At 65.8% G+C, this 23,329-nt stretch carries 20 protein-coding genes; 5 read left to right on the top strand and 15 right to left on the bottom strand.

The window, feature by feature from the left end:
* Nucleotide 1: 1 nt before the first annotated feature.
* The 4 genes from FJU11_RS01545 to FJU11_RS01530 all read right to left on the bottom strand — a co-directional run bounded on the left by FJU11_RS01545 (nucleotide 2) and on the right by FJU11_RS01530 (nucleotide 5,003).
* A complete protein-coding gene (locus FJU11_RS01545; RefSeq protein ID WP_181407998.1) occupies nucleotides 2-907 on the bottom strand; it encodes an efflux RND transporter periplasmic adaptor subunit in 906 nt (301 codons plus the stop codon).
* 30 nt (nucleotides 908-937) lie between these two features.
* On the bottom strand, nucleotides 938-1,141 hold the full coding sequence (locus FJU11_RS01540; RefSeq protein WP_141165231.1) for a DUF1656 domain-containing protein: 204 nt from the start codon (nucleotides 1,139-1,141) through the stop codon (nucleotides 938-940).
* Complete coding sequence (locus FJU11_RS01535; RefSeq protein ID WP_141165230.1) at nucleotides 1,138-3,249, bottom strand: FUSC family protein; 2,112 nt, start codon at nucleotides 3,247-3,249, stop codon at nucleotides 1,138-1,140. Before FJU11_RS01535 ends, FJU11_RS01540 begins: the two co-directional genes overlap by 4 nt.
* Before the next feature lie 311 nt (nucleotides 3,250-3,560).
* On the bottom strand, nucleotides 3,561-5,003 hold the full coding sequence (locus tag FJU11_RS01530) for a phospholipase D-like domain-containing protein (protein ID WP_235890729.1): 1,443 nt from the start codon (nucleotides 5,001-5,003) through the stop codon (nucleotides 3,561-3,563).
* Between the two features lie 159 nt (nucleotides 5,004-5,162).
* Between FJU11_RS01530 and FJU11_RS01525 the strand changes: the two genes are divergently transcribed.
* The 3 genes from FJU11_RS01525 (at nucleotide 5,163) to FJU11_RS01515 (ending at nucleotide 8,222) form a co-directional block, all read left to right on the top strand.
* The gene (locus FJU11_RS01525; RefSeq protein ID WP_141165229.1) at nucleotides 5,163-5,372 is read left to right on the top strand and encodes a hypothetical protein; all 210 of its coding nucleotides are present in this window, start codon (nucleotides 5,163-5,165) and stop codon (nucleotides 5,370-5,372) included.
* Between the two features lie 292 nt (nucleotides 5,373-5,664).
* Nucleotides 5,665-7,161 (top strand): phytoene desaturase, encoded by a 1,497-nt coding sequence (locus FJU11_RS01520; RefSeq protein WP_141165228.1) that lies wholly within the window; start codon nucleotides 5,665-5,667, stop codon nucleotides 7,159-7,161.
* Nucleotides 7,161-8,222 carry a phytoene/squalene synthase family protein gene (locus FJU11_RS01515; protein ID WP_141165227.1) on the top strand — a complete coding sequence of 354 codons (1,062 nt, stop codon included), beginning with the start codon at nucleotides 7,161-7,163 and terminating at the stop codon, nucleotides 8,220-8,222. The genes FJU11_RS01520 and FJU11_RS01515 overlap by 1 nt, the downstream gene beginning before the upstream one ends.
* Nucleotides 8,223-8,238: 16 nt before the next feature.
* Here FJU11_RS01515 and FJU11_RS01510 read toward each other — a convergent pair whose 3' ends face one another.
* The 7 genes from FJU11_RS01510 to FJU11_RS01480 all read right to left on the bottom strand — a co-directional run bounded on the left by FJU11_RS01510 (nucleotide 8,239) and on the right by FJU11_RS01480 (nucleotide 15,819).
* Nucleotides 8,239-8,943, bottom strand: a complete 705-nt coding sequence (locus FJU11_RS01510; RefSeq protein ID WP_141165226.1) for an NUDIX hydrolase — start codon at nucleotides 8,941-8,943, stop codon at nucleotides 8,239-8,241.
* An 82-nt stretch (nucleotides 8,944-9,025) separates the two neighbouring features.
* Complete coding sequence (gene ilvC, locus FJU11_RS01505; RefSeq protein ID WP_141165225.1) at nucleotides 9,026-10,045, bottom strand: ketol-acid reductoisomerase; 1,020 nt, start codon at nucleotides 10,043-10,045, stop codon at nucleotides 9,026-9,028.
* A gap of 17 nt (nucleotides 10,046-10,062) precedes the next feature.
* Nucleotides 10,063-10,743 (bottom strand): TetR/AcrR family transcriptional regulator, encoded by a 681-nt coding sequence (locus FJU11_RS01500; RefSeq protein WP_141165224.1) that lies wholly within the window; start codon nucleotides 10,741-10,743, stop codon nucleotides 10,063-10,065.
* A gap of 190 nt (nucleotides 10,744-10,933) precedes the next feature.
* Nucleotides 10,934-12,271 (bottom strand): NAD(P)/FAD-dependent oxidoreductase, encoded by a 1,338-nt coding sequence (locus tag FJU11_RS01495; protein WP_141165223.1) that lies wholly within the window; start codon nucleotides 12,269-12,271, stop codon nucleotides 10,934-10,936.
* A 134-nt stretch (nucleotides 12,272-12,405) separates the two neighbouring features.
* Nucleotides 12,406-13,620: a multidrug effflux MFS transporter gene (locus FJU11_RS01490; RefSeq protein WP_141165222.1), complete on the bottom strand. Its 1,215-nt coding sequence runs from the start codon at nucleotides 13,618-13,620 to the stop codon at nucleotides 12,406-12,408.
* Between the two features lie 176 nt (nucleotides 13,621-13,796).
* The gene (locus FJU11_RS01485; protein WP_141165221.1) at nucleotides 13,797-14,546 is read right to left on the bottom strand and encodes a pyridoxine 5'-phosphate synthase; all 750 of its coding nucleotides are present in this window, start codon (nucleotides 14,544-14,546) and stop codon (nucleotides 13,797-13,799) included.
* A 145-nt stretch (nucleotides 14,547-14,691) separates the two neighbouring features.
* On the bottom strand, nucleotides 14,692-15,819 hold the full coding sequence (locus FJU11_RS01480) for an ATP-dependent DNA helicase (protein WP_141165220.1): 1,128 nt from the start codon (nucleotides 15,817-15,819) through the stop codon (nucleotides 14,692-14,694).
* Nucleotides 15,820-16,001: 182 nt separating this feature from the next.
* On the opposite strand from FJU11_RS01480, the gene FJU11_RS01475 reads away from it, so the two are divergent.
* Nucleotides 16,002-16,949 carry a 5'-nucleotidase, lipoprotein e(P4) family gene (locus FJU11_RS01475; RefSeq protein WP_141165219.1) on the top strand — a complete coding sequence of 316 codons (948 nt, stop codon included), beginning with the start codon at nucleotides 16,002-16,004 and terminating at the stop codon, nucleotides 16,947-16,949.
* 45 nt (nucleotides 16,950-16,994) lie between these two features.
* On the opposite strand, the gene FJU11_RS01470 is transcribed toward FJU11_RS01475, so the two are convergent.
* The 4 genes from FJU11_RS01470 to FJU11_RS01455 all read right to left on the bottom strand — a co-directional run bounded on the left by FJU11_RS01470 (nucleotide 16,995) and on the right by FJU11_RS01455 (nucleotide 21,033).
* The gene (locus tag FJU11_RS01470) at nucleotides 16,995-17,957 is read right to left on the bottom strand and encodes a threo-3-hydroxy-L-aspartate ammonia-lyase (RefSeq protein WP_210242821.1); all 963 of its coding nucleotides are present in this window, start codon (nucleotides 17,955-17,957) and stop codon (nucleotides 16,995-16,997) included.
* Between the two features lie 65 nt (nucleotides 17,958-18,022).
* On the bottom strand, nucleotides 18,023-18,616 hold the full coding sequence (locus FJU11_RS01465; protein WP_141165217.1) for a LysE family translocator: 594 nt from the start codon (nucleotides 18,614-18,616) through the stop codon (nucleotides 18,023-18,025).
* A 45-nt stretch (nucleotides 18,617-18,661) separates the two neighbouring features.
* Nucleotides 18,662-19,234, bottom strand: coding sequence for an acetolactate synthase small subunit (ilvN, locus tag FJU11_RS01460; protein ID WP_141165216.1), 573 nt, complete (start codon nucleotides 19,232-19,234; stop codon nucleotides 18,662-18,664).
* A 41-nt stretch (nucleotides 19,235-19,275) separates the two neighbouring features.
* Nucleotides 19,276-21,033 carry an acetolactate synthase 3 large subunit gene (locus FJU11_RS01455; protein ID WP_141165289.1) on the bottom strand — a complete coding sequence of 586 codons (1,758 nt, stop codon included), beginning with the start codon at nucleotides 21,031-21,033 and terminating at the stop codon, nucleotides 19,276-19,278.
* A gap of 304 nt (nucleotides 21,034-21,337) precedes the next feature.
* On the opposite strand from FJU11_RS01455, the gene FJU11_RS01450 reads away from it, so the two are divergent.
* Nucleotides 21,338-23,296 carry an ATP-binding protein gene (locus FJU11_RS01450; RefSeq protein ID WP_235890728.1) on the top strand — a complete coding sequence of 653 codons (1,959 nt, stop codon included), beginning with the start codon at nucleotides 21,338-21,340 and terminating at the stop codon, nucleotides 23,294-23,296.
* The last annotated feature ends 33 nt before the right edge of the window (nucleotides 23,297-23,329 follow it).

Genomic DNA, 23,329 nt, shown 5'->3' with positions numbered 1-23,329 from the left:
GTCAGTCGTCGAACCAGCCCGGTATCAGCCGGTCGAACGCCGAAGACGACGAAGCCTCGTCGAGAACGACGGTGGCCGACATGCCGGAGACGAGTGGAAAGTTCGGCTTGCCCGACAGCTCGATCTCGACGGGGATGCGCTGTGCGAGACGGATCCACTGGAAGGTCGAACTCGGATTGGCGAGCAGGTTGGATGAGGTGTTCTGGCTCGAATGAACCGCGTGGGCGATGCCCTTGACGGTCCCTTCGAGCGTTTGGCCACCAGCCATCAGCTTGATGCGGGCGTGCGCGCCGATTTTCACCTGCGGGATCTGCGTTTCCATGAAGAAGGCCTGGACGCGATAGGAATCCTCGTCGATCACGGCGAGCAGCGCCTTGCCGGCATTGGCGTAATCGCCGGTATCGACCGTAAGGTTCGCGATGTAGCCGGAGGTCGGCGCCGTGATGGTCGTCCGGCCAAGCTTGACCTTCGCACTGTCGAGCTTGGCCTTTGCGGCGTCGAGCGCCGCCTTTGCCGCCTCGGCCTCGAGCTGCGCGTTGCGTACCTTTACTGTCGAAACCGCCGCACTGTCCTTCTTGTCGAGGCTGGTCAGGCGCGCGGCCTGCTGTTCCAGCTTTGCGACCTTCGCCTTGTCCTGCGCGACGCTCGCCTTCGCCTGCTCCACGGCGACGCAATAGTCGGTCCGGTCGATCTGGACGAGCACCTGGCCCTTCTCCACGTGCTGATTGTCGTGCACGTTCACCGAAACGACCTGACCACTGACATAGCTCGCGATTTCGACGATATCGGCACGGATGTCGGCATCGCGCGTCCACGGTGCCTCGAAATAGGTGTTCCAGATATAGACGATGCCGAAGACGGCGAGCACGACGATGATCGCGGTGAGGAGCAGGCGGATGACGGTCAAGGCGAAGAGGTCTCCGGTTTGGCGTATGCGCTAGAAGTTCGGATAGAACGCGCAGACCAGGGCGAACAGGACGAGATAGAGCGCAAGGCGCGCAAGCGGCGGATGGAGAAAGAACTGCCAGGCGGATAGACGGATCGCCGCGTAGTCGAGCGCGTACCAGATGGCACCGGCGACCAGCGCGCAAAGCACGATGGCGGGGAAATAGAAGCCGAAGATCGAGATCTCTTGGGTCATGTCGTCTTCCCGGGCAGGCACAGCCGTCGCTGGTGGATCATCGCGTGCAGCAGCTCGGCGGCCATGACGGTACGAAACGCGGCCGAATTGCCGGCATCGTCGGTCGTGGCAAGCCTTCGTCGCGCGTCGTGGCCGACCGCTTCCACCCGATCGAGCAGGGAGGAAAGATCGGCCTGCGGCCCGGCGCGGGCGGCCTCCTCGGCGATCTCGCCCAAGCGGCGGTCGGCGTGCTCGGGGATCGTCCCCTTGCTGTTGCGGATGCCGCAGATCTCGTGGACGACCAGCGCGACGCCGCGGCTGCGTCCGATCAGCCGGCGGTTCGTCTCGTCGTCGACGTCGAGGTCGCCGCCGTAGTCGCCGAGCAGGTCCACGAACTGGCCGAAGAAGCCCGGCTCGTCGAGCCGGCGGCGTATCGCCTTGCGGAAGAGCTTGTCGGTTCCGCGTTTCAGATGCCGGCGTACGTGGGCCGTCGTGTTCGGGAAGAGGATGGTGACGGCCGAGACGAAGAGCACCGGCATGATGGAAAGCGTCACGCCGGTATTGATCAGACGTGCCGCATCGTAACTCGGCGTGTTCGCCGGCTGCAGCCCGATCGCCAGCATGATGGTGCCGCCGATGGCGATGGGAAGCTGCGGACCGCCGGCGAAGAGGTAGAAGAGCACGAAGATCGGCGCGCCGATCAGCACCGCGAATTCCCAGAACGTCTGCACGTGCGGCAGGAGGACCATCAGCAGAAGCGCCACCGGGACCATCGTCAGGAAGCCGGTGGCGATGTTGCGCCCGGCGGCGGCAAGGGCTGCGCGGGGAGCGATGGTGGGTACCAGCAGCGAAAGCGCACCGGTGATGAGCGCCAGGACGCGCCCGTTCGCCCAGCCGGAAAAGAGCCAGAACGTCGCGACGAGCGCGAAGGCGATCGCCGGGCGAGAGCCGATCTCCAGGGCGGCCACGAGGTCGCGGTAGCGCGTCTGTGTCGGCTTCACGGTCTTGAAGGTGCGCTTCGGATCGAGCACGGCCGCATCGGCGGCGTAGAGATCGGCGAGCCGTGCGGCGAGTTGTCGAACGCGATAGAGGCCGGAAACGGTGTCGAGCTTGTCCGCGTCCGGCTCCTCCGCGAATGCATAGGCGGAGATGGTTTCGCCGAGTTCGTCGCGCAGCGCGGCGAACCTGCCCGATCGTTCCTCGGCTTCCTCGGCGTCGGGTTCGCCTTCTCCGAGATCGTCGAAGAGCTTTGCGAGTCGACGGCGTGCCTCCTCGACGGGCTGCGGCACCGCGTCGCCGCGCTCGGCGTGGGCGAGCGCGAACGAAAACGCCTCGGCGGTCGCCAGCGTCTCGATCAGGGCGTTGGCCTGCGCGCGCATGCGGGGCAGCGAACCGTTCGGCGAAGTGCGCTCGAAGGAGGCCGACCGCATGTTCGAAAAGACCGTGCGAAGGTCGGCGGTGAAGCCGCGCTGCATCTCGGCGCTCGGTTCGCTCTCGCGATCGATCGCAAGGCGTATCGTCTCGAAGACCTTGGCCCTCGCTTCGCCGAGGCTCGAACGCACGAGTGGCAGGGTGGAGCGCGGAAGAAGGACGAGGCCGACGACGAAACCGGCGATGATGGCGATCACCGTCTCGGTCGATCGCGAAACCGCGTAGGAAAACGCCTGCCCGCCATCGGAACGGGTATCGAGCACGATGATGAGCGCGGTGAGGCCGGCGACGCCGTAGGCATAGGCGTCGCTGCCCATTTCGAAGCGGGCGAGCACACCCATCGCGAAAAGCCAGAGCGAAAGAACGGCGACGATCGCGAAGACGTTCTGGTCGAAGAACGCGACGATCACGAGGCCGACGACCATGCCGCTCAGCGTCCCGATCAGCCTTGCGCTGCTGCGCCAGACCGTGGCGCCGGACTGCTGGCGCATGACGAGCGGTATGGTCAGCAGCGCCCAGTAGGTGTTCGGCAGGTTGACGAGAAACGCGAAATAAAGCGCCCCGATCGCCGCAAGGGTGATGGCGCTCGCGAAGCGGAACCGTTCCGGATCGAAGCCGGCGTCACGCACGCACGCAGCAAGCCGGCGGACGAGCGTGGTTGCCGCATCTCGTGAGCGAGCGGATCCGGCGGCAGACATTGCGGGCGAACATTTCCTTCAAGGAACGGCCGACGGCACCATTGCGGACCGCGGCCTTGCGAACGACGGGAGAACGTTTCGAAAGCGACTAGCGGCCTTGTCGTTGCGGGAGGCACCGGCAAGCGCAAAGGCGCGAGGCGCTTTCGCCATGGGGGGCAGGCTCAGCGTGCTATACGGCACGAACGGAACGGTTGGGAAGAGCCGATACGCTCACGATCGGCTGAACTGCCGCCCGGCGCTTCCGTATAACCCCGAAAGGCGCCGACGCGTGAACCCGTTTGCGACGCGACGGCCGTGAACGGACCGTTCACTCAGAAGCCGAAGCTTCCGCGCACTCCCGGCGGGCGGATCGGATCGACGATCTCCATTTCCGACAACGTTTCGTCGGCCGGATCGAGCGCGCGCACCTGAAGCGGTGCCAGATGCGGGCCGTCCTGGTTCAACGCGTCGATCGTGGCGATCAGCGAACCGGTTTCGCGCATATGCTCGGCGACGGTTTCGGCCGATACGCCGAGATGCTCGCCGAGCAGGCTGTCGCGCACGGAGACGATGCGCTCCCGCAGCCATTCCTCGCCGTTCGCCTCGAGCGCCAGATCGCACTCCGTGTCGAAGCCCATCGAGCGATTGTTGAGGTTCGAGGAACCGATCTTCAGGAGCCGGTCGTCGACGACCATGATCTTCGCGTGCACGTAGATCGGCGTGTCCTTCGCCGCGACGGGATAGAAGATGCGGAAGCGGTCGTGCACATCCTGACGCCTGACGTAGCTCAGGAGCTTCGCCCGTGCCGAGCCCATCGTCTTTTCTTCCAGCCAGCCGTCCTGCGAACGCGGGTTGAGAAGCACGATCTCCGGGCCGTCCGGCTCGGCGAGCCGGCGGACCATCGTCTCGGCGATCTTGCGCGAGGCGAAATACTGGCTCTCGATGTAAAGCGACCGCTCGGCACTCTCGATCGCCGCCAGCGTCGCGCGCTCGATCTCGACGACGCCCTCGTACTCGCCGAAGGCGCCCATCGTGCGCGCGATGCCGATATCGACGTCGCGCACGAAGGGTTCGATCATGTCCGGCCAGGGATCCTCGTCGACCTCCGGCGCCTCGATCTGCTCGCCCGTTCCCCGGAACCAGCGCATGCGCGCGAGTTCGCCGAGCGCCTTGGCCGCGTCGCCGTCCACGCAGGTCGTGGCGTCGTGCCACGGCCCCAGGAGCTTGCCCCTGCCCGAGCGCCGGTTCGGATCGTGATCCAGATGCTCGCGCGTGTCCCAGCGGCCCTTGGTGATGTCGATGCCGCCGCAGAACGCCAGCTTGTCGTCGATGACGATGATCTTCTGGTGGTGGCTGGCCGCTGCCGGATGGGCCGCGTCGAGTTTGAGCTGGACGTTGTTCGAAACCATCCAGCGCAGGATGAAGAGCGGCGTCTCCCCGCGCTTCAGCGATTCCAGCAGGCCGAGATTCCATTTGAGGATGTTGATCTGCAGGCCATCGCGCCGCTTGGCGATCCAGTTCAGGAAGGCGCCGAGCCGGTTCGGACCCTCGAGCGTCTGCTCGTCCGGCTCGATCTCGATGCGCGTATCAAAATCCCAGCCGATGAGGACGACCTGCCGTTTGGCATTGAGCACGGCGCGTTTGACCGCCCGGTAGTATTCCTGGCCGTCGATGATGACGGCGAAGCGGTTCGCCCGCTCGACGCGCCAGCAGGTGTTGCCCGGTTCGAGAATCGGAGACAGGGAAATCGCGCAAACTCCCGGGGAAGGCGACAAAGGCGGGACGTGATGTTCAGCGGTTACCCCAGCGAGCCGATTCTGTCAAAAGCGTTGCCGTCCTAAGGTCCAGGGCAGCGACGTCTTCCGATTAACATATGAGCATGACAGCATGGACCGTGGGTGGCTACCCGCCCCTTCGAGGGTCAGGAGCAAGCCATGGACGGGGATTTCAGCATCATCTGCAACCGTTGCGACGTGGAAGCCCGCGTCGAGGCCGAGGGTGGCGCGGACGCCCGGGTGATCTGTCCAGTCTGCGGCAGGGATTTCGGTTCCCGCGAGGCGGTGGAAAAAGAGTTGCCGAGACGGGCGAACGCGCCGTTTCGCGACCGCGACGGTTGGCGTAGCGAAAGACGCGACCACCCGTGATCGCCCGCGCGCCATCGCGCTTCGAAGACGGCGGAAGGCGACACCGCGACGCGCGTGGCCGTCTTCGTTCGGACCTTTCTCCTTCATGCCCGGTGGCGTGCGCTGAAACGGCGCGCCGGTAACGGTGCGGCGCAGCCGGCGCCGTCTTCCTTCGATCGGATACGCCAGCTATGATCGCTTCCAGGTCGGGTATTCTCGCGCCGCCGCCCGGCGCCGCGAAATCCGTCTTCATTCGAGCGATGCCGGCCAACGCGCCTCGCTCGCTTCGATCGGCGTACGGACGGGAGGGCCGTTGAGCATCAAGCCAAAGACCGCCGTCGTCGTCGGATCGGGGTTCGGCGGCCTTGCCCTTGCCGTGCGCCTTCAGGCGGCCGGCATTGCGACCACCGTCCTCGAACGCCGCGACAAGCCGGGCGGGCGCGCCTACGTCTACGAGGACGAGGGCTTCGTGTTCGACGCCGGCCCGACGGTGATGACCGATCCTTCCGCCCTCGAGGAGATCTTCGCCGCCGCAGGGCGCAAACTCGCCGATTACGTCGACCTGATGCCCGTCGACCCGTTCTACCGGCTCTGCTGGGAAGACGGCACGTCCTTCGACTACAATGGCGATCAGGAGGCGATCGACCGGCAGATCGCCGCCTTCAACCCGGACGACGTCGCCGGCTATCGCGACTTTCTGGCCTATTCGCGCGACGTCTTCGACGAAGGCTATGTGCGCCTCGGGGCCCATCCCTTCCTGCATTTTCGGGACATGGTGCGGGTCGGGCCGAAGCTTGCCGGGCTCGCCGCCTGGCAGAGCGTCTACCAGCGTGTCGCCCGCCACATCGCCGACGAGAAGCTCAGGCAGGTCTTCTCTTTCCACTCGCTGCTGGTCGGCGGCAATCCCTTCTCCACCCCCTCGATCTATGCGCTCATCCACGCGCTGGAACGCAAATGGGGCATCTGGTTCCCGCGCGGCGGCACGGGTGCGCTGATCGAAGGCCTCGTCCGGCTGTTTAGGGATATCGGCGGGCGCATCGAGCTTTCGTGCGACGTCGAAAAGCTCGACGTGACCGACGGGCGGATCACGGCCGCGCTCTGCCGCGACGGCAGGCGGTTTGCCGCCGATCTCGTCGCTTCCAACGCCGATGTCGTCCACAGCTACGGCGATCTGCTCGCCCATACGCGGCGCGGTGCGCGCGAGGCGAAACGCCTTTCTGCCAAGCGCTTTTCCATGTCGCTCTTCGTGGTCTATTTCGGCCTGAACACGGACCGGCATCGGCTTGCCCATCACACGGTGTGTTTCGGCACGCGCTACCGCGACCTGATCGACGAGATCTTCCGCGGGCCGAACCTGCCGCACGACTTCTCGCTTTACCTCCACTCGCCGGGGGCGACCGATCCGTCCCTTGCGCCGGCGGGACAGTCGGCGCATTACGTGCTTGCACCGGTGCCCCATCTCGGCAACGCTAACATCGACTGGAACGCCGAGGCGCCGGCCTATCGTGACCGGATCCTCGCCTATCTCGAAGCGCATTACATGCCGGATCTGCGCCGCGACCTCGTAACGAGCCGGGTCTTCACCCCGCTGGATTTCCGCGACACGCTGAACGCGCATCTCGGCTCGGCCTTTTCGCTCGATCCGGTGCTGACGCAGAGCGCATGGTTCCGACCGCACAACCGGGACCGCGTCCTCGAAAACTTCTATCTCGTCGGTGCGGGAACGCATCCGGGTGCCGGCGTGCCGGGCGTCGTGGCCTCGGCCAAGGCGACCGCGGCGTTGATGCTCGCCGACGCGGGTCTGGCGTAATGGTGTCGAGCTTCGCCGAAGACAGCGTCGGACCCGCCCTGCCCGCGGGCGCCCGGCGTGTCGAGGCCGCTGCGGCACTCAGCATCTCCGCAGGTTCGAAAAGCTTCGCGGCGGCAGCCTGCCTCTTCGACCGGCATACGCGAACCGACGTTCGCCTGCTCTATGCGTGGTGCCGGTATTGCGACGACCAGATCGACGGTCAGGCGCTCGGCCACGGCATGCACGCCCTGCCGAGCGCGAACGAGGCCAGAGCCAAGCTGAAGCGTTTGCGCCACCTGACGCACGAGGCTTTCGCCGACCGGCCGACCGGCAACGACGCATTCGAGGCGCTTCGCCTGCTCGCGCGCCGGCGAAACCTTTCCGAGGCACTCGCGACGGAACACCTCGCCGGCTTTACGATGGACGTCGAGGGCCAGCGCTTCGAAACGTTCGACGATACGCTGACCTACTGCTATCGCGTGGCGGGCATCGTCGGCATCCTGATGGCGCGGATCATGGGTGCCGAGCATGAGAATACGCTCGACCGGGCCTGCGATCTCGGCATCGCCTTCCAGCTCACCAACATCGCCCGGGACCTCGTCGACGACGCGCATCGCGGTCGCGTCTACGTGCCCGAACGCTGGATCGCCGAGGCCGGCCTGCGGCCCGGCACGCTTGCCGAACCCGAGAATCGCGCGGCGCTCGCAGCGCTCGCGACCCGTCTCCTCGAAGCGGCCGAACCGTTCTATGCCTCGGCACGCATCGGCCTCGGAGATCTGCCGATGCGCTCCGCATGGGCCGTGGCAACGGCGCTCGGCGCCTATCGTGCGATCGGGCTCGCGGTCAACGCCCGCGGCGCCCGGGCGTGGGACACGCGTACGACTACGGGTGCCTTCCGCAAGGTCGCCCTTGCTGCCCGGAGTGCTGGAACGGCGTTCGGTTCGCGGATCGCCACGCGCCCGGAACGCGACCCGCAACTTTGGAAGCGACCGCGCCCGAACGACAAGAGCGTAAGCTACGACGAACCCTCGACGAGTTTCGGCACTGCCTCCCCGTCCTTCACGGTATCGTCGGCTTCCTGACAAGGAACCGTCCCGCTCAATCGCCGAAATGGGCCTTGAGAACGGGATGCATATGATCAGCGAAATCCGCGGTGATCGCCTCGCCGGAATGAACGGCCATGACCTCTGCCAGCTCCGGCTGGTCTTCTTCGGCGATATGGGCACGCGCCCGTTCGAGCAGCACGTCCGCCGTTTCGACAAAGCGGAAACGGCGCGCAATAACGACGAAATCGCCGAGTTCGACAAGGTCGTAACCGGCCTCCGGTGTCGCCTGCGCGAGGTCCAGGCCGGTCTCCTCGGCGACTTCGCGGTGCATGTTCGTGTCCGGGTCGAACGTGCCTTCGGGCGTGAGGTCGTCCGGATCGAAGGATCCGGACGGGCAGTAGACCGTTCCCGCGTTGACCGTCTGCGGTCCCATGCGTCCGACGATCACTGCGCCGTCGGACGAGACGGGCACGGCCATGGCGAAGAGATGCAGGGCACCCGTTACGGGCCGGCACCGTCGCCAGTAGAGAAAGGTGGAATAGGGCACGGTGTGGCAGGTCGCATGCACCGTCCCCTCGGCGAGATCGACCGCACTGGCGAGCATCACCGGACCATTGAAGAGCGCCGGCTTGCGGGCAATTTCCTCCCGCCAGCTCCGCTCCGCCGCTTCGTGATTGGCGGCATGGAAGGGGTGCCCGGCGGCAACGTGCACCAGATGCGTGCGCTCGATCGCGCGCAATTCGCCGTTCTGTCCCATGCGCTTTCCTGCCCCTTACGCGAAAAAAGGCGGCCGGGAAGCCGATGCTCCCCGACCGCCTCTTAATTCAACCGATAACGCCTCAGTTGCGTTCCTTGTCGACGATCGCGTTCGACTTGATCCACGGCATCATGCCGCGCAGCTTCTCGCCGACCTCCTCGATCTGGTGGCTGTCGTTCAGGCGGCGCGTCGCCTTGAAGCGTGCGGCACCCGAATGCCACTCCTGCATCCACTCGGAGGTGAACCGGCCGGACTGGATGTCCTTCAGCACGCGCTTCATCTCCGCCTTCGTATCCTCGGTGATGATGCGCGGACCGGAGACGTACTCGCCCCATTCGGCCGTGTTGGAGATCGAGTAGTTCATGTTGGCGATGCCGCCCTCGTAGATGAGGTCGACGATCAGCTTCACCTCGTGCAGGCACTCGAAATAGGCCATTTCGGGCGCATACCCGCCTTCGACCAGCGTTTCGAAGCCGCTACGGATCAGTTCGACGAGGCCGCCGCACAGCACGACCTGCTCGCCGAAGAGATCGGTCTCGCATTCTTCGCGGAAGCTCGTCTCGATGACGCCGGAGCGGCCGCCGCCGATCGCACAGGCATAGGAAAGGCCGACGTCGAGCGCGTTGCCGGAGGGGTCCTGCTGGACCGCGACGAGGCAGGGCACACCGCCGCCGCGCTGGTACTCGCTGCGCACCGTATGGCCCGGCCCCTTCGGCGCGACCATCAGGACGTCGACCGTATCCTTCGGCTCGATCAGGCCGAAATGCACGTTGAGCCCGTGGGCGAACGCGATGGCGGCACCGTCGCGGATATGCGGAGCGATCTCGTCGGTATAGATGCCGGCCTGCAATTCGTCCGGCGTCGCCATCATGATGAGGTCGGCTTCCTTCGCCGCCTGCGCGACCGTCATGACACCGAGGCCATCGGCCTCGGCCTTGCGGGCGGTGGAAGATCCTTCGCGCAGCGCGACGATGACTTCCTTCACGCCGGAATCCTTGAGGTTCAGCGCATGGGCACGACCCTGCGAGCCGTAGCCGACGACGACGACCTTCTTGCCCTTGATGAGATTGAGATCGGCGTCGCGATCGTAATAGACACGCATTGGCATTTCCTCTCTTTTCAGTTTCCTTCGGTTTCTTCGGTCTGCCCCCGTGCGGCATCGCTGCCGTAGAGGTGCATGAAGCGGTCGACAGCCTTGCTCGCCCGGCGCGCGAAGTCGCGCTCGTCGGCGCCGAGCGTTTCGCCGAGCAGCAGGCGTACGTGCATGTCCTGCACGATCAGGCCGTAAAGCGTGCGGAACGCGTCGTCCCGGTTTTCATAGGCGATGAAGCCCTGGCTGCGTCCGGCCTCGATGAGCGCGCCCGCGCGGATGCCGATCAGACGCCGGCCGCGTTCGAGCACGAGCCTGCCGAGACGCGCGTCCTCGCGGCTCGCCGTGCCGATCGCCAGCCGGTTCATGGCAAGCGAAACCTCGCCGGCCAAAACGTCGAGAAGATCGTGGGCGAAAGTGACGAGATTGCCGCGGAAAGCTTCGCGTCCCATCGGTCGCTCACCGGCCGATGGCGCACGAACCTTGCCGGCCTGGAACGCGACCATCGCGGCAAGAAGGCCGTCCCGGTCGTCGAACCATTTGTAGATACTCTCCTTCGAGCAGTTGGCGCGCCGCGCGAGGCCGGCGGTCGTCAGCGCCCGCTCGCCGCCTTCGACGAGCAGCGAGAGCGCCGCTTCGAGAACCGCCGTCTGGCGTTCGCCCCAGCGCGGGGTGCCTTCCCCCGTCTCGTCCCTGACCTGCGTATCCAAACCGATCGTCCATCGCGAACCGGGTATCGCCGCGCCTGCCTGAGCGGGAAGGAACGGTCCGGCTTTTGCCGGAACACCACCATACGCAGCATACCCCGAAATTTGCGTACCGTACGGTACGGTTCTCCAGTAAAGCCGCGTCGAATCGCTGTCAAGCGTATCGGGTGACGACCGAGGTTTGCCGGGCGCTTTATCGCGTCACTTCGGAAACCTGAGCACCCGGTGGTGCTTCGTCGACGGCGCGGGTCTCCTCCCCTTCCGGCGGCTTGCCGGACAGCGCGTCGCGCTGGGTGATGAGGCGTGCGCTGCGGCGGCTGAAGAGGTAGGTCCAGAACCAGCTGAGCGCGACGGTGAAGCGGCTGCGCGTGCCGATCAGGAAATAGATATGCGCAACGCCCCAAAGGAGCCAGGCAAGCCGGCCCTTCAGCTTGAACCAGCCCATCTCGACGACGGCGTCGCGCTCGCCGACCGTCGCCAGGCTGCCGCGGTGATGGTAGACGAAGCGCTCCGGCTCCGTGCCGCCCGTCAGCCGGGCGCGCAGCAGGTCGCCGACGAAAGTGCCCTGCTGCTTGGCGGCCGGCGCCAGGCCCGGAACGGGATCGCCGTTCGGCATGCTGACGGAAGCCGTGTCGCCGATCACGAAGATTTCGGGATGGCCCGGCACGGAAAGATCCGGCTCGACCTCGACGCGACCGGCCTTGTCGGCCGGCGCGGAGATCCATTTCGCCGCCGGCGACGCCTCGACGCCGGCCGCCCATACGAGCGTGCGGCTTTCGAGCATCTTCTCGCCGACCGTGACGCCCTTCGGCCCGCACTCACTGACGGGCTGTCCCTTCCACACCTCCACGCCGAGACTTTCGAGCTTGCGTTCGGCGTAGCCGGCCATCTTTTCGGAAAAGCCCGAAAGGATGCGCGGTGCCGCCTCGACGAGCACGACGCGAACCTCGTCGACGGAAAAGCGGGAGAACTCGCCGCGCAGCGTCTCGCGCGCCAGTTCGGCGATCGTTCCGGCAAGTTCCACGCCCGTCGGGCCGCCGCCGATGATGGTGAAGGTGAGCAGCGCACGGCGGCGGTCGGGATCGGGATCGAGTTCCGCCTGTTCGAAGGCGAGAAGGATGCGCCGGCGGATCGTCGTCGCATCCTCGAGCGTCTTGAGGCCCGGCGCGTGCACAGCCCATTCGTCGTGTCCGAAATAGGCGTGGGTCGAGCCGGTGGCGAGGACGAGCGTATCGTAGCCGAGCGTGGCACCGCTCGCGAGATCGACCTCGCGGCGTTGCGTATCGACACCGACGACCTCGCCGAGGATCGTGCGAATGTTCTTCCGGTCCTTGAAGAGGTGCCGGATCGGCCAGGCGATATCCGCGGTCGAAAGCACCGACATCGCCACCTGATAGAGCAACGGCTGGAACAGATGGTGGTTGCGCCGGTCGATCAGCGTCACCCCGGCGTCGACGTCCTTCAGGCGCTGCGCGGCCGAAAGTCCGCCGAAACCGCAACCGACGATGATCACGCGATGGCGCTCGTCCATGGACCCGTCCCTTCCGCATTCGGCGATGGCGACGCGATGGCGCACGCGTCGCGCTCCACCACCGCTGCCATCCCGACGCGTCAACGCACGGAACGCGCGGATGATCCGCCCGTTCGCCGCATGCGCTCGCCGTGTCAGCCGGAAGCGGCCTGGGAAACGGATTCGTTCGCCGACGGAATACGCACGATGGCGAGCGACAGCGCGAGCACGACGAGCGAACAGGCGGCAATACCACCGACCATCGGCAGCGCCGTACCGTTGAAGAAGGCGCTGACGACGGCCATGACGATCGCCGCCGTGACCATCTGCACGGTTCCCATCAGCGCCGAAGCGCTGCCCGCGATCTCGCCATGGTCGTCGAGCGCCATCACCGCCGACGAAGGAATGATGATGCCGAGGAACCCGAACGCGACGAAGAGGAAGACCATCAGCACCGGCAACCCGTCGATCCCGGCGACGAACAGGCCGAAGAGGATCATTGCCACGATGCAGAAGCCCGCCGCCGCCGTCGCGACGATGCGGGAAAAGCCGTAGCGCTGGGCGAGATAGGACGTCGTCTGCGCCATGCCGATGAAGGCGATGGCGTTGACGGAAAACGACAACGCGTAGGACGTCGGCCCGAGCCCGTAATGGTCGATATAGACGAATGACGAATTGGCGATGAAGCCGAAGAAGCTCGAGATGCCGAAGCCGCCGATGAAGCTCAGCCCCATGAAGCGGCGATCGCGCAGCAGCATGGCGTAGCTTGCCAGCGCGTGGGAGATGCCGCTTTCGACCCGTTTTTCGGGCGGCCGCGTTTCAGGCAGTGCGAAGGCGAGAAGGAAGATGCCGAGAACGGCGGCGAGCATCATGAAGACGAAGACGCCGCGCCAGCTCCACGCCTTGATGATGAGGCTGCCCGTCAGCGGCGCGAGGATCGGCGAGACGCTGAGCACGAGCATCAGCAGCGTCATCAGCCGTGCGGCTTCCGGGCCGGTGTGGAAATCGCGCACGATCGCGCGCGGCAGGGACATCATCGCGCAGGCACCGATGCCCTGGACGATGCGTGCCGTGATCAGCCAGCCGATCGTCGGCGCCATGGCGGCGCCGATCGAGGCGACGATGAAGAGGACGAGCCCGAAATAAAGCGGCGGCTTGCGTCCGATCATGTCACTCACCGGCCCGTAGAAGACCTGGCAGAGCGCCACGGCGCCCAGGAACACCATCAGGCTCGCCTGAACATGCGGCACGTCCGCGTTCAGTTTCTCACCGATCGCCGGCAGCGCCGGCACGTACATATCGATCGCGAAGGGACCGATGGCCGTGAGCAGGCCAAGAATGAGTGCGGTCTTGAACAGACTCTGGGTCATCGTGAAGGCTCGTTGGAAAGCGTGCGAAAATACGCGGCGCGCGCGACGCGAGAACGATCGATCGCGAGGATCGGCGGGTCTCGGCTCGGCATGACAATGCAGCGGTCTTCGACCCGTTCGCGACGCGGGTCAAGTCACGCTTCGACGACACACCGTCGAACGGTGGTAAAAGCCGTTCAGGCGGGCCGGCACGCCTCGACGAAACGGCGAACGCTTTTCGCCATGCCGAACTCCAGCGCGTCCGCCGTCAGCCCGTGGCCGATCGAAACCTCCGCGAGATTGGCGATGCGGGCTGCAAGCGGCGGCAGGTTCTCGACCGTCAGGTCATGGCCGGCGTTGACCCCGAGACCGAGCCCGGCGGCGGCGTCCGCCGTGATGCCGAGCCTTTCGATCTCGGCCTCGGCGGCGGCAGGATCGTCGTGCGTGGCGCCGTAGGGTCCCGTATAGAGCTCGATACGGTCCGTTCCGGTCTCGCTCGCCAGCCGCATGCCCTTTTCGTCGAGCCCGGCATCGGCAAACAGCGAAACGCGCATGCCGGCGCGCTTCAGGCGGGCGACGACGGGCTTCAGGAAATCGTGGTTTTCCCAGAAGTCCCAGCCATGGTCCGATGTCGCCTGCGAGGGATCGTCCGGCACCAGCGTGACCTGGTCGGGCTCGATCCGCTCGACGAGTTCGATGAACGGTTCGGAGGGGTAGCCCTCGATATTGAACTCGGCCTCGGGAAATTCGTCGTCGATCAGCGCGCGCAGGTCCGGCAGGTCGGAAAAGCGCACGTGCCTTTGATCCGGCCTGGGATGGACGGTCAGGCCGTGCGCGCCGGATCGAAGCGCGATCCGCCCGAGATGGACGAGGTTCGGCCAGGGCAGATCGCGACGGTTGCGCAGCATGGCGACGGCATTAAGATTGACGGAAAGCTGAGCGGGCATCGTCGGGCCGGTCCTGATTGGGCGGGCGGAAATCGTTCATAGCCGGGAACGATCCAGGCGAGAAGAGGTTCGCCGCGACCGCACAAAGATTGTGCGGACGGACTGCCGGAAAGATATGGAAAGGCGGCCGTCTTCGCAGCCCCGCCTAGCGAACGATAGTCAGCCGTTCGGCAGCGCGGGTGACGGCGGTATAGAGCCAGCGTTCGCGCGTGTCGCGAAACGCGAAGCTCTCGTCGAAGAGCACGACCTCGTCCCATTGCGAGCCTTGCGCCTTGTGGACGGTCAGCGCGTAGCCGTAGTCGAAATCGTCGAAGCGCTTTTTCTGCGCCCACGGGATCTCGCCCGTTTCGGGTTCGAAGGCCGCCTTCAGGAGCTTCACCTTCTGTGCGCCGCGGTTCATGTCGTCGACTTCCGGACGCACGACGAGATTGATGCCGGGCCGGCTCGTTTCGCGTCCTGCCGTCATCACCTGCCAGAGCGAGCCGTTAAGCAGGCCCTTCGACTGGTCGTTGCGCAGGCATACGAGCTTGTCGCCGAACTGCGGATAGATCGCGTCGAAACCCTTCAGTTCGCGCAGGCGCTGGTTGTAGCGCCGGCGCGTGCGGTTGGTGCCGACGAGCACCTGGTCGGCGGCGAGCACCAGATCGGCGTCGACGTCCCGCCGGTCGATCACCCGCGCCGTGCCGTAGTCGCCGTGCGCGATCTCCCGACCCTCGCGCACCTGCATGGCGAGTTCGATGATGGGGTTGCCCCTCGCCTGCCGGTGGATCTCGGTCAGCAGGCAATCGGGTTCGGCATCGGTGAAGAAGCCGCCGCCGGAAACCGGCGGAAGCTGGCCGGGATCGCCGAGCACGAGGATCGGCGTGCCGAAGCTCAGGAGATCGCGGCCGAGTTCCTCGTCGACCATGGAGCACTCGTCGACGACGATGAGCGCGGCCTTGGCGACCGGGCTCGACCGGTTCAGCGAGAACATCGGCGAGACGGACGTCTTCCCGGTTTCCTCGTCCTCCACGGCCTCCTCGCCGCGCGGGCGGTAGATCAGCGAATGGATGGTCTTGGCATTCGGCGCCCCGTGGTGCCTCAGCACCTGCGCCGCCTTGCCGGTAAAGGCGGCGAACTGCACGTCGCCGTCGACATGCTCGGCGAAGTATCGCGCGAGCGTCGTCTTGCCGGTGCCCGCATAACCGAACAGGCGAAAGATCGGCTGACGACCTTCCTTCAGCCATTTCGAGACGGCCTTCAGCGCTTCGTCCTGTTGCGGCGAAAATTCCATGGCGGCACCTCGCAGGATTCGCCCGCAGGGCGCAAGCGCGTTCGCATGGTGACGTGCGGGCGCCGGCGAAATGCGGCCCGTTACGCAACGACGATCTCGATCGCTCATTTGACGCCGCATGCCCGTGGTGGCTACCGTTCGTGCCGGTGCGCATCCGCACCCACGAAGGAGATGATCACGCCATGACCGATACCCGTTCCCGCCGCACCCTGGCCGCCTGCGTCGCGGCGTCGGCGCTTCTCGCCGGCACTCTGACGGCCGGCGCCGCCGATACCGGCTCGACCGCGAAGACCGGCGATACCGCCAAGACGGGCAGCGTCCAGCAGAACGACCTGCTCAACGCGACGCTGTGGATGCAGCACGCCGTGGAATACAAGGCGACGGTCGAAGGGATCTACGATCTCGCGAAGATACGGCTCGACGAGGCGCTGAAGGACAAGAGCTGGACCGCTCTTCCCGACATGCAGGGCGACAATTTCAAGGACGAGCCGACCGCCATCATCGCCGATCTCGACGAGACGTTCATCGACAACTCCGCCTACGAAGCGTCCCTCATCACCCGCGGCACGAGCTATTCGAGCAAGGACTGGACGAAGTGGGTGCAGGATGAAAAGGCGAAGGCGATGCCCGGCGTCGTCGACTTCCTGAAATACGCCGATTCCAAGGGCGTGAAGATCTTCTACATCTCCAACCGGAGCGCCGACAACGAGGAGGCCACCCGCGCCAACCTGAAGAAGCTCGGCTTTCCCATGGGAGGCAACGTCGACACGGTGCTCGCCAAGAACGAGAAGAAGGACTGGGGCTCGGACAAGGACAGCCGCCACAAGGTCGTCGCCAAGGATTACCGCGTCCTTCTCGTGATGGGCGACAATCTCGGCGACTTCACCGACAAGGCCGACGGCTCGGTCGACCAGCGCATGCAGGTCTACAAGGACGCCATGAACCATTGGGGCCATGACTGGATCATGCTGCCCAACCCCTCCTACGGTTCCTGGGAATCGACCTCCTTCGGTGGCGACTGGTCGAAGTCCGAAGACGAGCGGCGCAAGGAAAAGATCGACCGGCTCAGCCCCTGGCAGCCGTCCGGCTCGAGCGATTCGTCGAGCGGTGATTCGGCAACCACGAAGTAACCTCGCGCAATCGGGCGATCTCCCGTAAAGGGGATCGTCAGGCGCTCATTCCGACAGCAATGTCGAAAGCCGTGCCACGTCGACATTACCGCCGCTGACGAGGATGCCGATGCGCGCATCGCGCCATTCGTCCGCCATGCGCTCGGCGCCGCAGAAGCTCAGGCACCCGGTCGGCTCGACGACGATCTTCATGCGCGCGGCGAAGAAGCGCATGGCCTCGACCAGCGCCGCATCCGTCACGGTCGTGATGCCGGCGCAGCGCTCGCGGATGATCGCGAACGGGATCCGGCCGAGCGCGAGCGTCTGCGCCCCGTCGGCGATGGTGCGCGGCGCCTCGATCCTGACGATCTCGCCGGACTGAAGCGAGCGCTGGCCGTCATTGCCGGCTTCCGGCTCGACGCCGAAGACCTTGCAGGCAGGTGAAAGCGCACAGGCGGAAAGCAGCGAACCGGAAAGCAGCCCGCCTCCCCCGAGGCACACGAAGAGCGCATCGAGCTCGCCGACCTCCTCGAAGAGTTCCTTTGCCGCCGTGCCCTGCCCCGCCACGATGTCCGCATGATCGTAGGGCGGCACGAGCGTCAGCCCTTCCTCCTGCGAAAGCTTCAGGCCGATGGCCTCGCGATCCTCGGCATACCGGTCGTAGGTGACGATCCGCGCACCGTAGCCGCGTGTCGCGGCCACCTTCGAGGCCGGTGCGTCCTCGGGCATGACGATCGTCGCCGCCATGCCGAGCATCGCCGCGGAACGGGCGATCGCCTGCGCATGGTTGCCGGAGGAAAACGTCACGACCCCGGCAGCGCGCGCCGCCGCGTCGAGGTTCGAAAGCGCGTTGAAGGCGCCACGGAACTTGAAGGCGCCGGTGCGCTGGAAATTTTCGCACTTGAAGAAGAGCCGGGCGCCGAGCATCGCATCGGCCGTGCGCGACGTCAGTACCGGCGTATGTGCGGCATGGCCCTCGATGCGCCGGCTCGCCGCCGCAACGTCGTCGAATGTCGGGATCTCGCTCACGACCACCCTTCCCTCGGTTACCGGACCGAACGGCACCTTCGCGGGCAACCGCCATCGGTCCGCGATCAGTCCAGCATCGGCACCAGCGTCAGCACGAGAAGCAGCCCCATAACAAGGTTGAACCATTTGAGGCGCGTGGCATCGCTGAGAAAGACCCGCAGGCTCTGCCCGAAGGCGGTCCAGACCGGCGAGGCGATACTGCCGGCGAGGAAGAAGCAGGCGACGAGGCCGACGATGCTCGCGCTCAGGTGCTCCGGCGTCAGATAGATCGCCACGGCGGAAATGCTGACGACCCACGCCTTCGGGTTGATCCACTGGAAGAGGGCCGCCTGCGTGAAGCTGATGGGACGCGCCGCACCTTCCCCCTTGGCGGCCGACCGGCTCGTCGCGATGCGCCAGGCGAGATAGAGAAGATAGGCCCCACCGGCGACCTTCAGCACAAGATGCAGGGCCGGAAACGTCGCCAGCAGCGTGCCGAGGCCGAGCCCGATGCAGGCCGAGAGCGAAACGAACCCCACCTGAATGCCGAGGATGTGCGGCAGCGTGCGCCGGAACCCGAAATTGGCGCCGGAGGCAAGCAGCATGACGTTGTTCGGGCCGGGCGTGATGGCACCGACCAGCGCGAAGGTGAAGAGGGCAAGCAGCGTGTCGATGGTCATCGATTTCGTCCGAAGAGGGACCGGCAGGCGGGTCGAACCGGGGCGTCACATGGCTTCGGGGCCGCGGTTCATCGCCGCGACGCCTGTTCGACAGACCTCGACGAGACCGAGCGGCTGCATGATCGCAATGAACTGCTCGATCTTGGAAACCCGACCGGTGATCTCGAAGATGAAGTGGTCCTTGTTGGCGTCGATCACCTGCGCGCGGAAGGCGTCGGCAAGTCGCAGCGCCTCGACGCGATCGTCGCCGGCACCGCGCACCTTCACCATCGCCAGTTCGCGCTCGAGCGGCTTTTCGTGTCCGAGATCCTTGGCGACGACCGTCAGGTCGACCACCCGGTGCACCGGCACGATGCGTTCGAGCTGCGAATGGATCTGGTAGAGCACCTGCGGCGTGCCGCGCGTGACGATGGTTATGCGCGAAAGGTGCGCGTCGTGCTCGGTCTCCGAAACCGTCAGGCTGTCGATGTTGTAGCCGCGCCCGGAGAACAGGCCGATCACCCGGGCGAGAACGCCCGGTTCGTTGTCGACGAGCACGGAAAGCGTATGCCGCTCCGCGCTCTCGGTCTCGCGGGTGATGAAATAGGCCGAGCCGGTCGGCTGCTGTTGCGCGTTCATTCGTTCTTCCGTCCTTCGCCTGGCCGTTTCTTCGTCGACGCTCAAACGAGCGAGCGGTTGTCCGCCTCGATTGCCTGTTCGATCGCCTGCTCGCTCGCCTCGTCGGGAAGCAGCATCTCGTTATGCGCCCTGCCCGACGGGATCATCGGGAAGCAGTTGGCGAGGTTCGCCACCCGGCAGTCGAACAGCACCGGCTTGTCCACGGCAAGCATCTCGGCAATGGCGTCGTCGAGCTCGTCCGGCTTTTCCGCGCGGATGCCGACGCCGCCGAAAGCCTCGGCGAGCTTGACGAAATCGGGGATCGATTCGTTGTAGGAGTGCGAGAGCCGGTTGCCGTGCAAGAGCTGCTGCCACTGGCGCACCATGCCCATGTACTGGTTGTTCATGATGAAGATCTTGATCGGCGCCTCGTGCTGCACGGCCGCCGACATCTCCTGCATCGTCATGAGCACCGAGGCATCGCCGGCGATATCGATGACGAGGCTGTCGCGGTGGGCGATCTGCACGCCGAGGGCCGCCGGCAGGCCATAGCCCATCGTGCCGAGCCCGCCCGAGGTCATCCAACGGTTCGGCTTCTCGAAGCCGTAGAACTGCGCCGCCCACATCTGATGCTGACCGACCTCGGTGGTGATGTAGGTGTCGCGGTCCTTCGTTGCCGCATGCAGTCTTTCGAGCGCATATTGCGGCATGATGACGTCGCGGTTCGGCTTGTAGGCGAGCGATTTGCGCGCCCGCCAGCCGTCGATCTTCTCCCACCACGGGCCGACATCGGTCCGCCCGCGCTCGCCGGGACCGGCCCGCCAGAGACGAACCATGTCGTCGAGCACGGACGCGCAGTCGCCGATGATCGGCACGTCGACGCGCACGGTCTTGTTGATCGAGGACGGATCGATGTCGACGTGGATCTTCTTCGACCCCGGCGAGAACGCGTCGAGGCGGCCGGTGATCCGGTCGTCGAAGCGCGCGCCGAGACACAACATGACGTCGCAGCCATGCATCGTCATGTTGGCCTCGTAGGTGCCGTGCATGCCGAGCATGCCGAGCCAGTTCTCGCCGGATGCCGGATAGGCGCCGAGCGCCATCAGTGTCGACGTCACGGGAATGCCGCCGAGCGCGGCCAGCTCGCGCAGGCGTTCGCTGCCGCGCGGGCCGGCATTGATCACACCGCCGCCGGCGTAGATCACCGGCCGTTCGGCATTCGCGAGGAGTTCGACGGCCCGACGGATCTGGTCGCCGTCTCCCTTGGTGCGCGGATGGTAGCTCTTCTGTTCGAAGACCGGCGAAGGCGGCGCATAGGTCCCCTCGGCGAACTGGACGTCCTTCGGAATGTCGACGACGACCGGGCCGGGCCGTCCGGTCGTTGCGATGCGGAACGCCTCGTGGATGATGCGCGGCAGGTCGTCGGCGTTCTTCACCAGCCAGTTGTGCTTGGTGCACGGCCGCGTGATGCCGACCGTATCGCACTCCTGAAAGGCGTCGGAGCCGATCAGCGTCGTCGGCACCTGACCGGAGATGCACACGAGCGGGATCGAATCCATCAGCGCATCCTGCAGCGCCGTCACGGCGTTCGTCGCGCCCGGGCCCGAGGTCACCAGCATGACGCCTGCCTTGCCGGTCGAGCGGGCGTAGCCTTCGGCCGCGTGGCCCGCGCCCTGCTCGTGGCGAACGAGGATGTGCTCGACCTCCTCCTGCTGGAAAAGCTCGTCGTAGATCGGCAGCACGGCGCCGCCCGGATAGCCGAAGACATGCTGCACGCCGTTGTCGACGAGCGCACGCACGACCATCTCCGCACCCGTCATCCGGTTTGCCCCTTCGTCCGTGCCCGCTTTTTCATCCGTCATCGCTTCAAACCGTCCGCTCGTTTCAAGGCATAAAAAAAGGCCCCTTCGAGGAGCCTTGGGTTGCGCATGGGTACTGTCGCCGGGTGGCTACGCCACCCTGCCCATGCGCACGTCTACTACGAGAATGACATCGTGTCCGTTCATCATCGTTCAGTCGTACTCCCGATCGCCAACCGACGTCAATGGCTTTTGCCGGCATGCTGAAGGCCCTGTTAAGGTTTGGGCCGGTAGGCTCCGGCTTCGAGCAAGCAGAGACCGGCCAGTGGAACATTTCGATACACAAGCCGCCGAGGTGAACGCCAGCCGCGAACGACGCGATCAGTTCCAACGCGGCAACCGGCTGCTCGGCCGCGTCATCGCCTGCAACGGCGCGCGCGCCATCGTCTCCGCCTCCGCTTCCCAAGGCGACACCTCGCTTTCTCAGCTCTGGTCGGTCGGCCGCCTCGTCACCATCCAGGTCGGCGAAAACCGCATCGCCGGCCTCGTCTACGGCATGCAGACGGACGAGCGCGTGTGGAACGAGGGCAGCGACAACGTCATGCGCTTCGAGGTCGAGCTCGTCGGCGAACTGCGTAGCGACGACGCAGGGCACGCGCGCTTTTCCGCCGGCATTTCGAGCTATCCCTATCTCGGCGCCGTCGTCCACGCCATGCGCAGCGAGGATCTCAAGGCGATCCACGACCTCGACATGAGCGACGTCGCCGTGGTCGGCAAGCTCACCCAGGACGAGACGATGGATGCGACGATCCACATCCCCTCGCTCCTGCAGCGCCATTTCGCCGTCGTCGGCACGACGGGCGTCGGCAAGTCGAGCGCGGTGACGCTGATCCTCGACAAGCTCGTTCGTTCGGACGAGCGGCTGCGCGTCATGATCCTCGATCCCCACAACGAGTTCGCCGCCGCCTTTCCGGACGCTTCGGCGGTGCTCGATACCGAAACGCTGGATCTTCCCTTCTGGCTCTTCCGCATGGAAGAACTCGTCGACGTCATCTTCCACGGCCGGGTGCCGGTCGCCGAGGAGGTGGACGTCCTTCGCGAACTCATTCCCGAAGCCAAGCGCGCCTTCAACGGCGAGGGAGAGTCCAACCTCTTCCGGAAGAGCGCCGATCGCGCGTCCCTCACGGCGGACACGCCCCTTCCCTATCGCATGGCCGATTTGCTCGCCCTCGTCGACGAGCGCATCGGCCGCCTCGAGGGGCGCGAGGAAAAGCCGTATCTGCGCCAGATCAGGAACCGGTTGCTCAACCTTTTGAACGACACGCGCTTCCGCTTCATGTTCTCGTCGACATCGATCTCGGATTCGCTCGCCGAAATCGTTACCACGCTGTTCCGCCCGGACGACGCCGCAAAGCCGATCACGACCGTGCAGCTCTCGGGCATTCCGTCCGAAGTCGTCGATTCCGTCGCATCGGTACTGTGCCGCCTCGCCTTCGAGGTGGCGCTTTGGAGCCGCGGCGCGATGCGCATCCTCACCGTATGCGAAGAAGCGCACCGCTACGTTCCGGCCGATCCCGCACGCGGCTTCCTGCCGACACGCCAGGCGATCGCGCGCATCGCCAAGGAGGGGCGCAAATACGGCGCAAGCCTCGCCGTCATCACCCAGCGCCCCGGCGAACTCGACCCGACCATCCTGTCGCAGTGCTCGACGGTCTTCGCCATGCGGCTGAGCAACGAGGAAGACCAGGCGATCATCCGCTCGGCACTGCCCGATTCGTCGATCTCGACGACGAGCTTCCTGTCCTCGATCGGCAATTGCGAGGCCATCGCCTTCGGCGAAGCGGTTCCCGTGCCGATGCGCCTGCGGTTTTCCGAATTGCCGCCGCACAAGCTGCCGCATTCGACGGAACACGCCGCGGAAGCTTCTGGAACCGCAGGCACGATCGACGTGCAGTCTCTCGTGCGGCGCATGCGTGCCCTGCCTGCCGCCGAGGAAGCCGCCGCGCCTGCGCCGAGCGCACCGGCGGGCACCGCCGATCCCTATATGGCAGGCCCTGCGAACCCCAAGGCCTCGTTGCCGGCTTCGCCAGCGCCGACCGAACGCCCGGAACGCGAAGCGCCGCGGGTCGAAGCGCGCCCGGCCCGCCAGCCGGGCTTCGAACCGGCGCGCCAGCGTCCCGAGCCCGCGGGAGCAACGGCGCCGACGGACACCCCGGTCAAACCCGCACCGCTCAGCGGCGCGGAGCTTCGCGCCCGGCTGATGAGTAAGTCCCGTCGCCGCTGATCACCACTGCAGATCTGACGGCCGCCGAACATT

Source organism: Pararhizobium mangrovi, from assembly GCF_006516965.1.
Lineage (GTDB): Bacteria > Pseudomonadota > Alphaproteobacteria > Rhizobiales > Rhizobiaceae > Pararhizobium_B > Pararhizobium_B mangrovi.
This window is presented reverse-complemented; position numbering and strand designations above follow the sequence as displayed.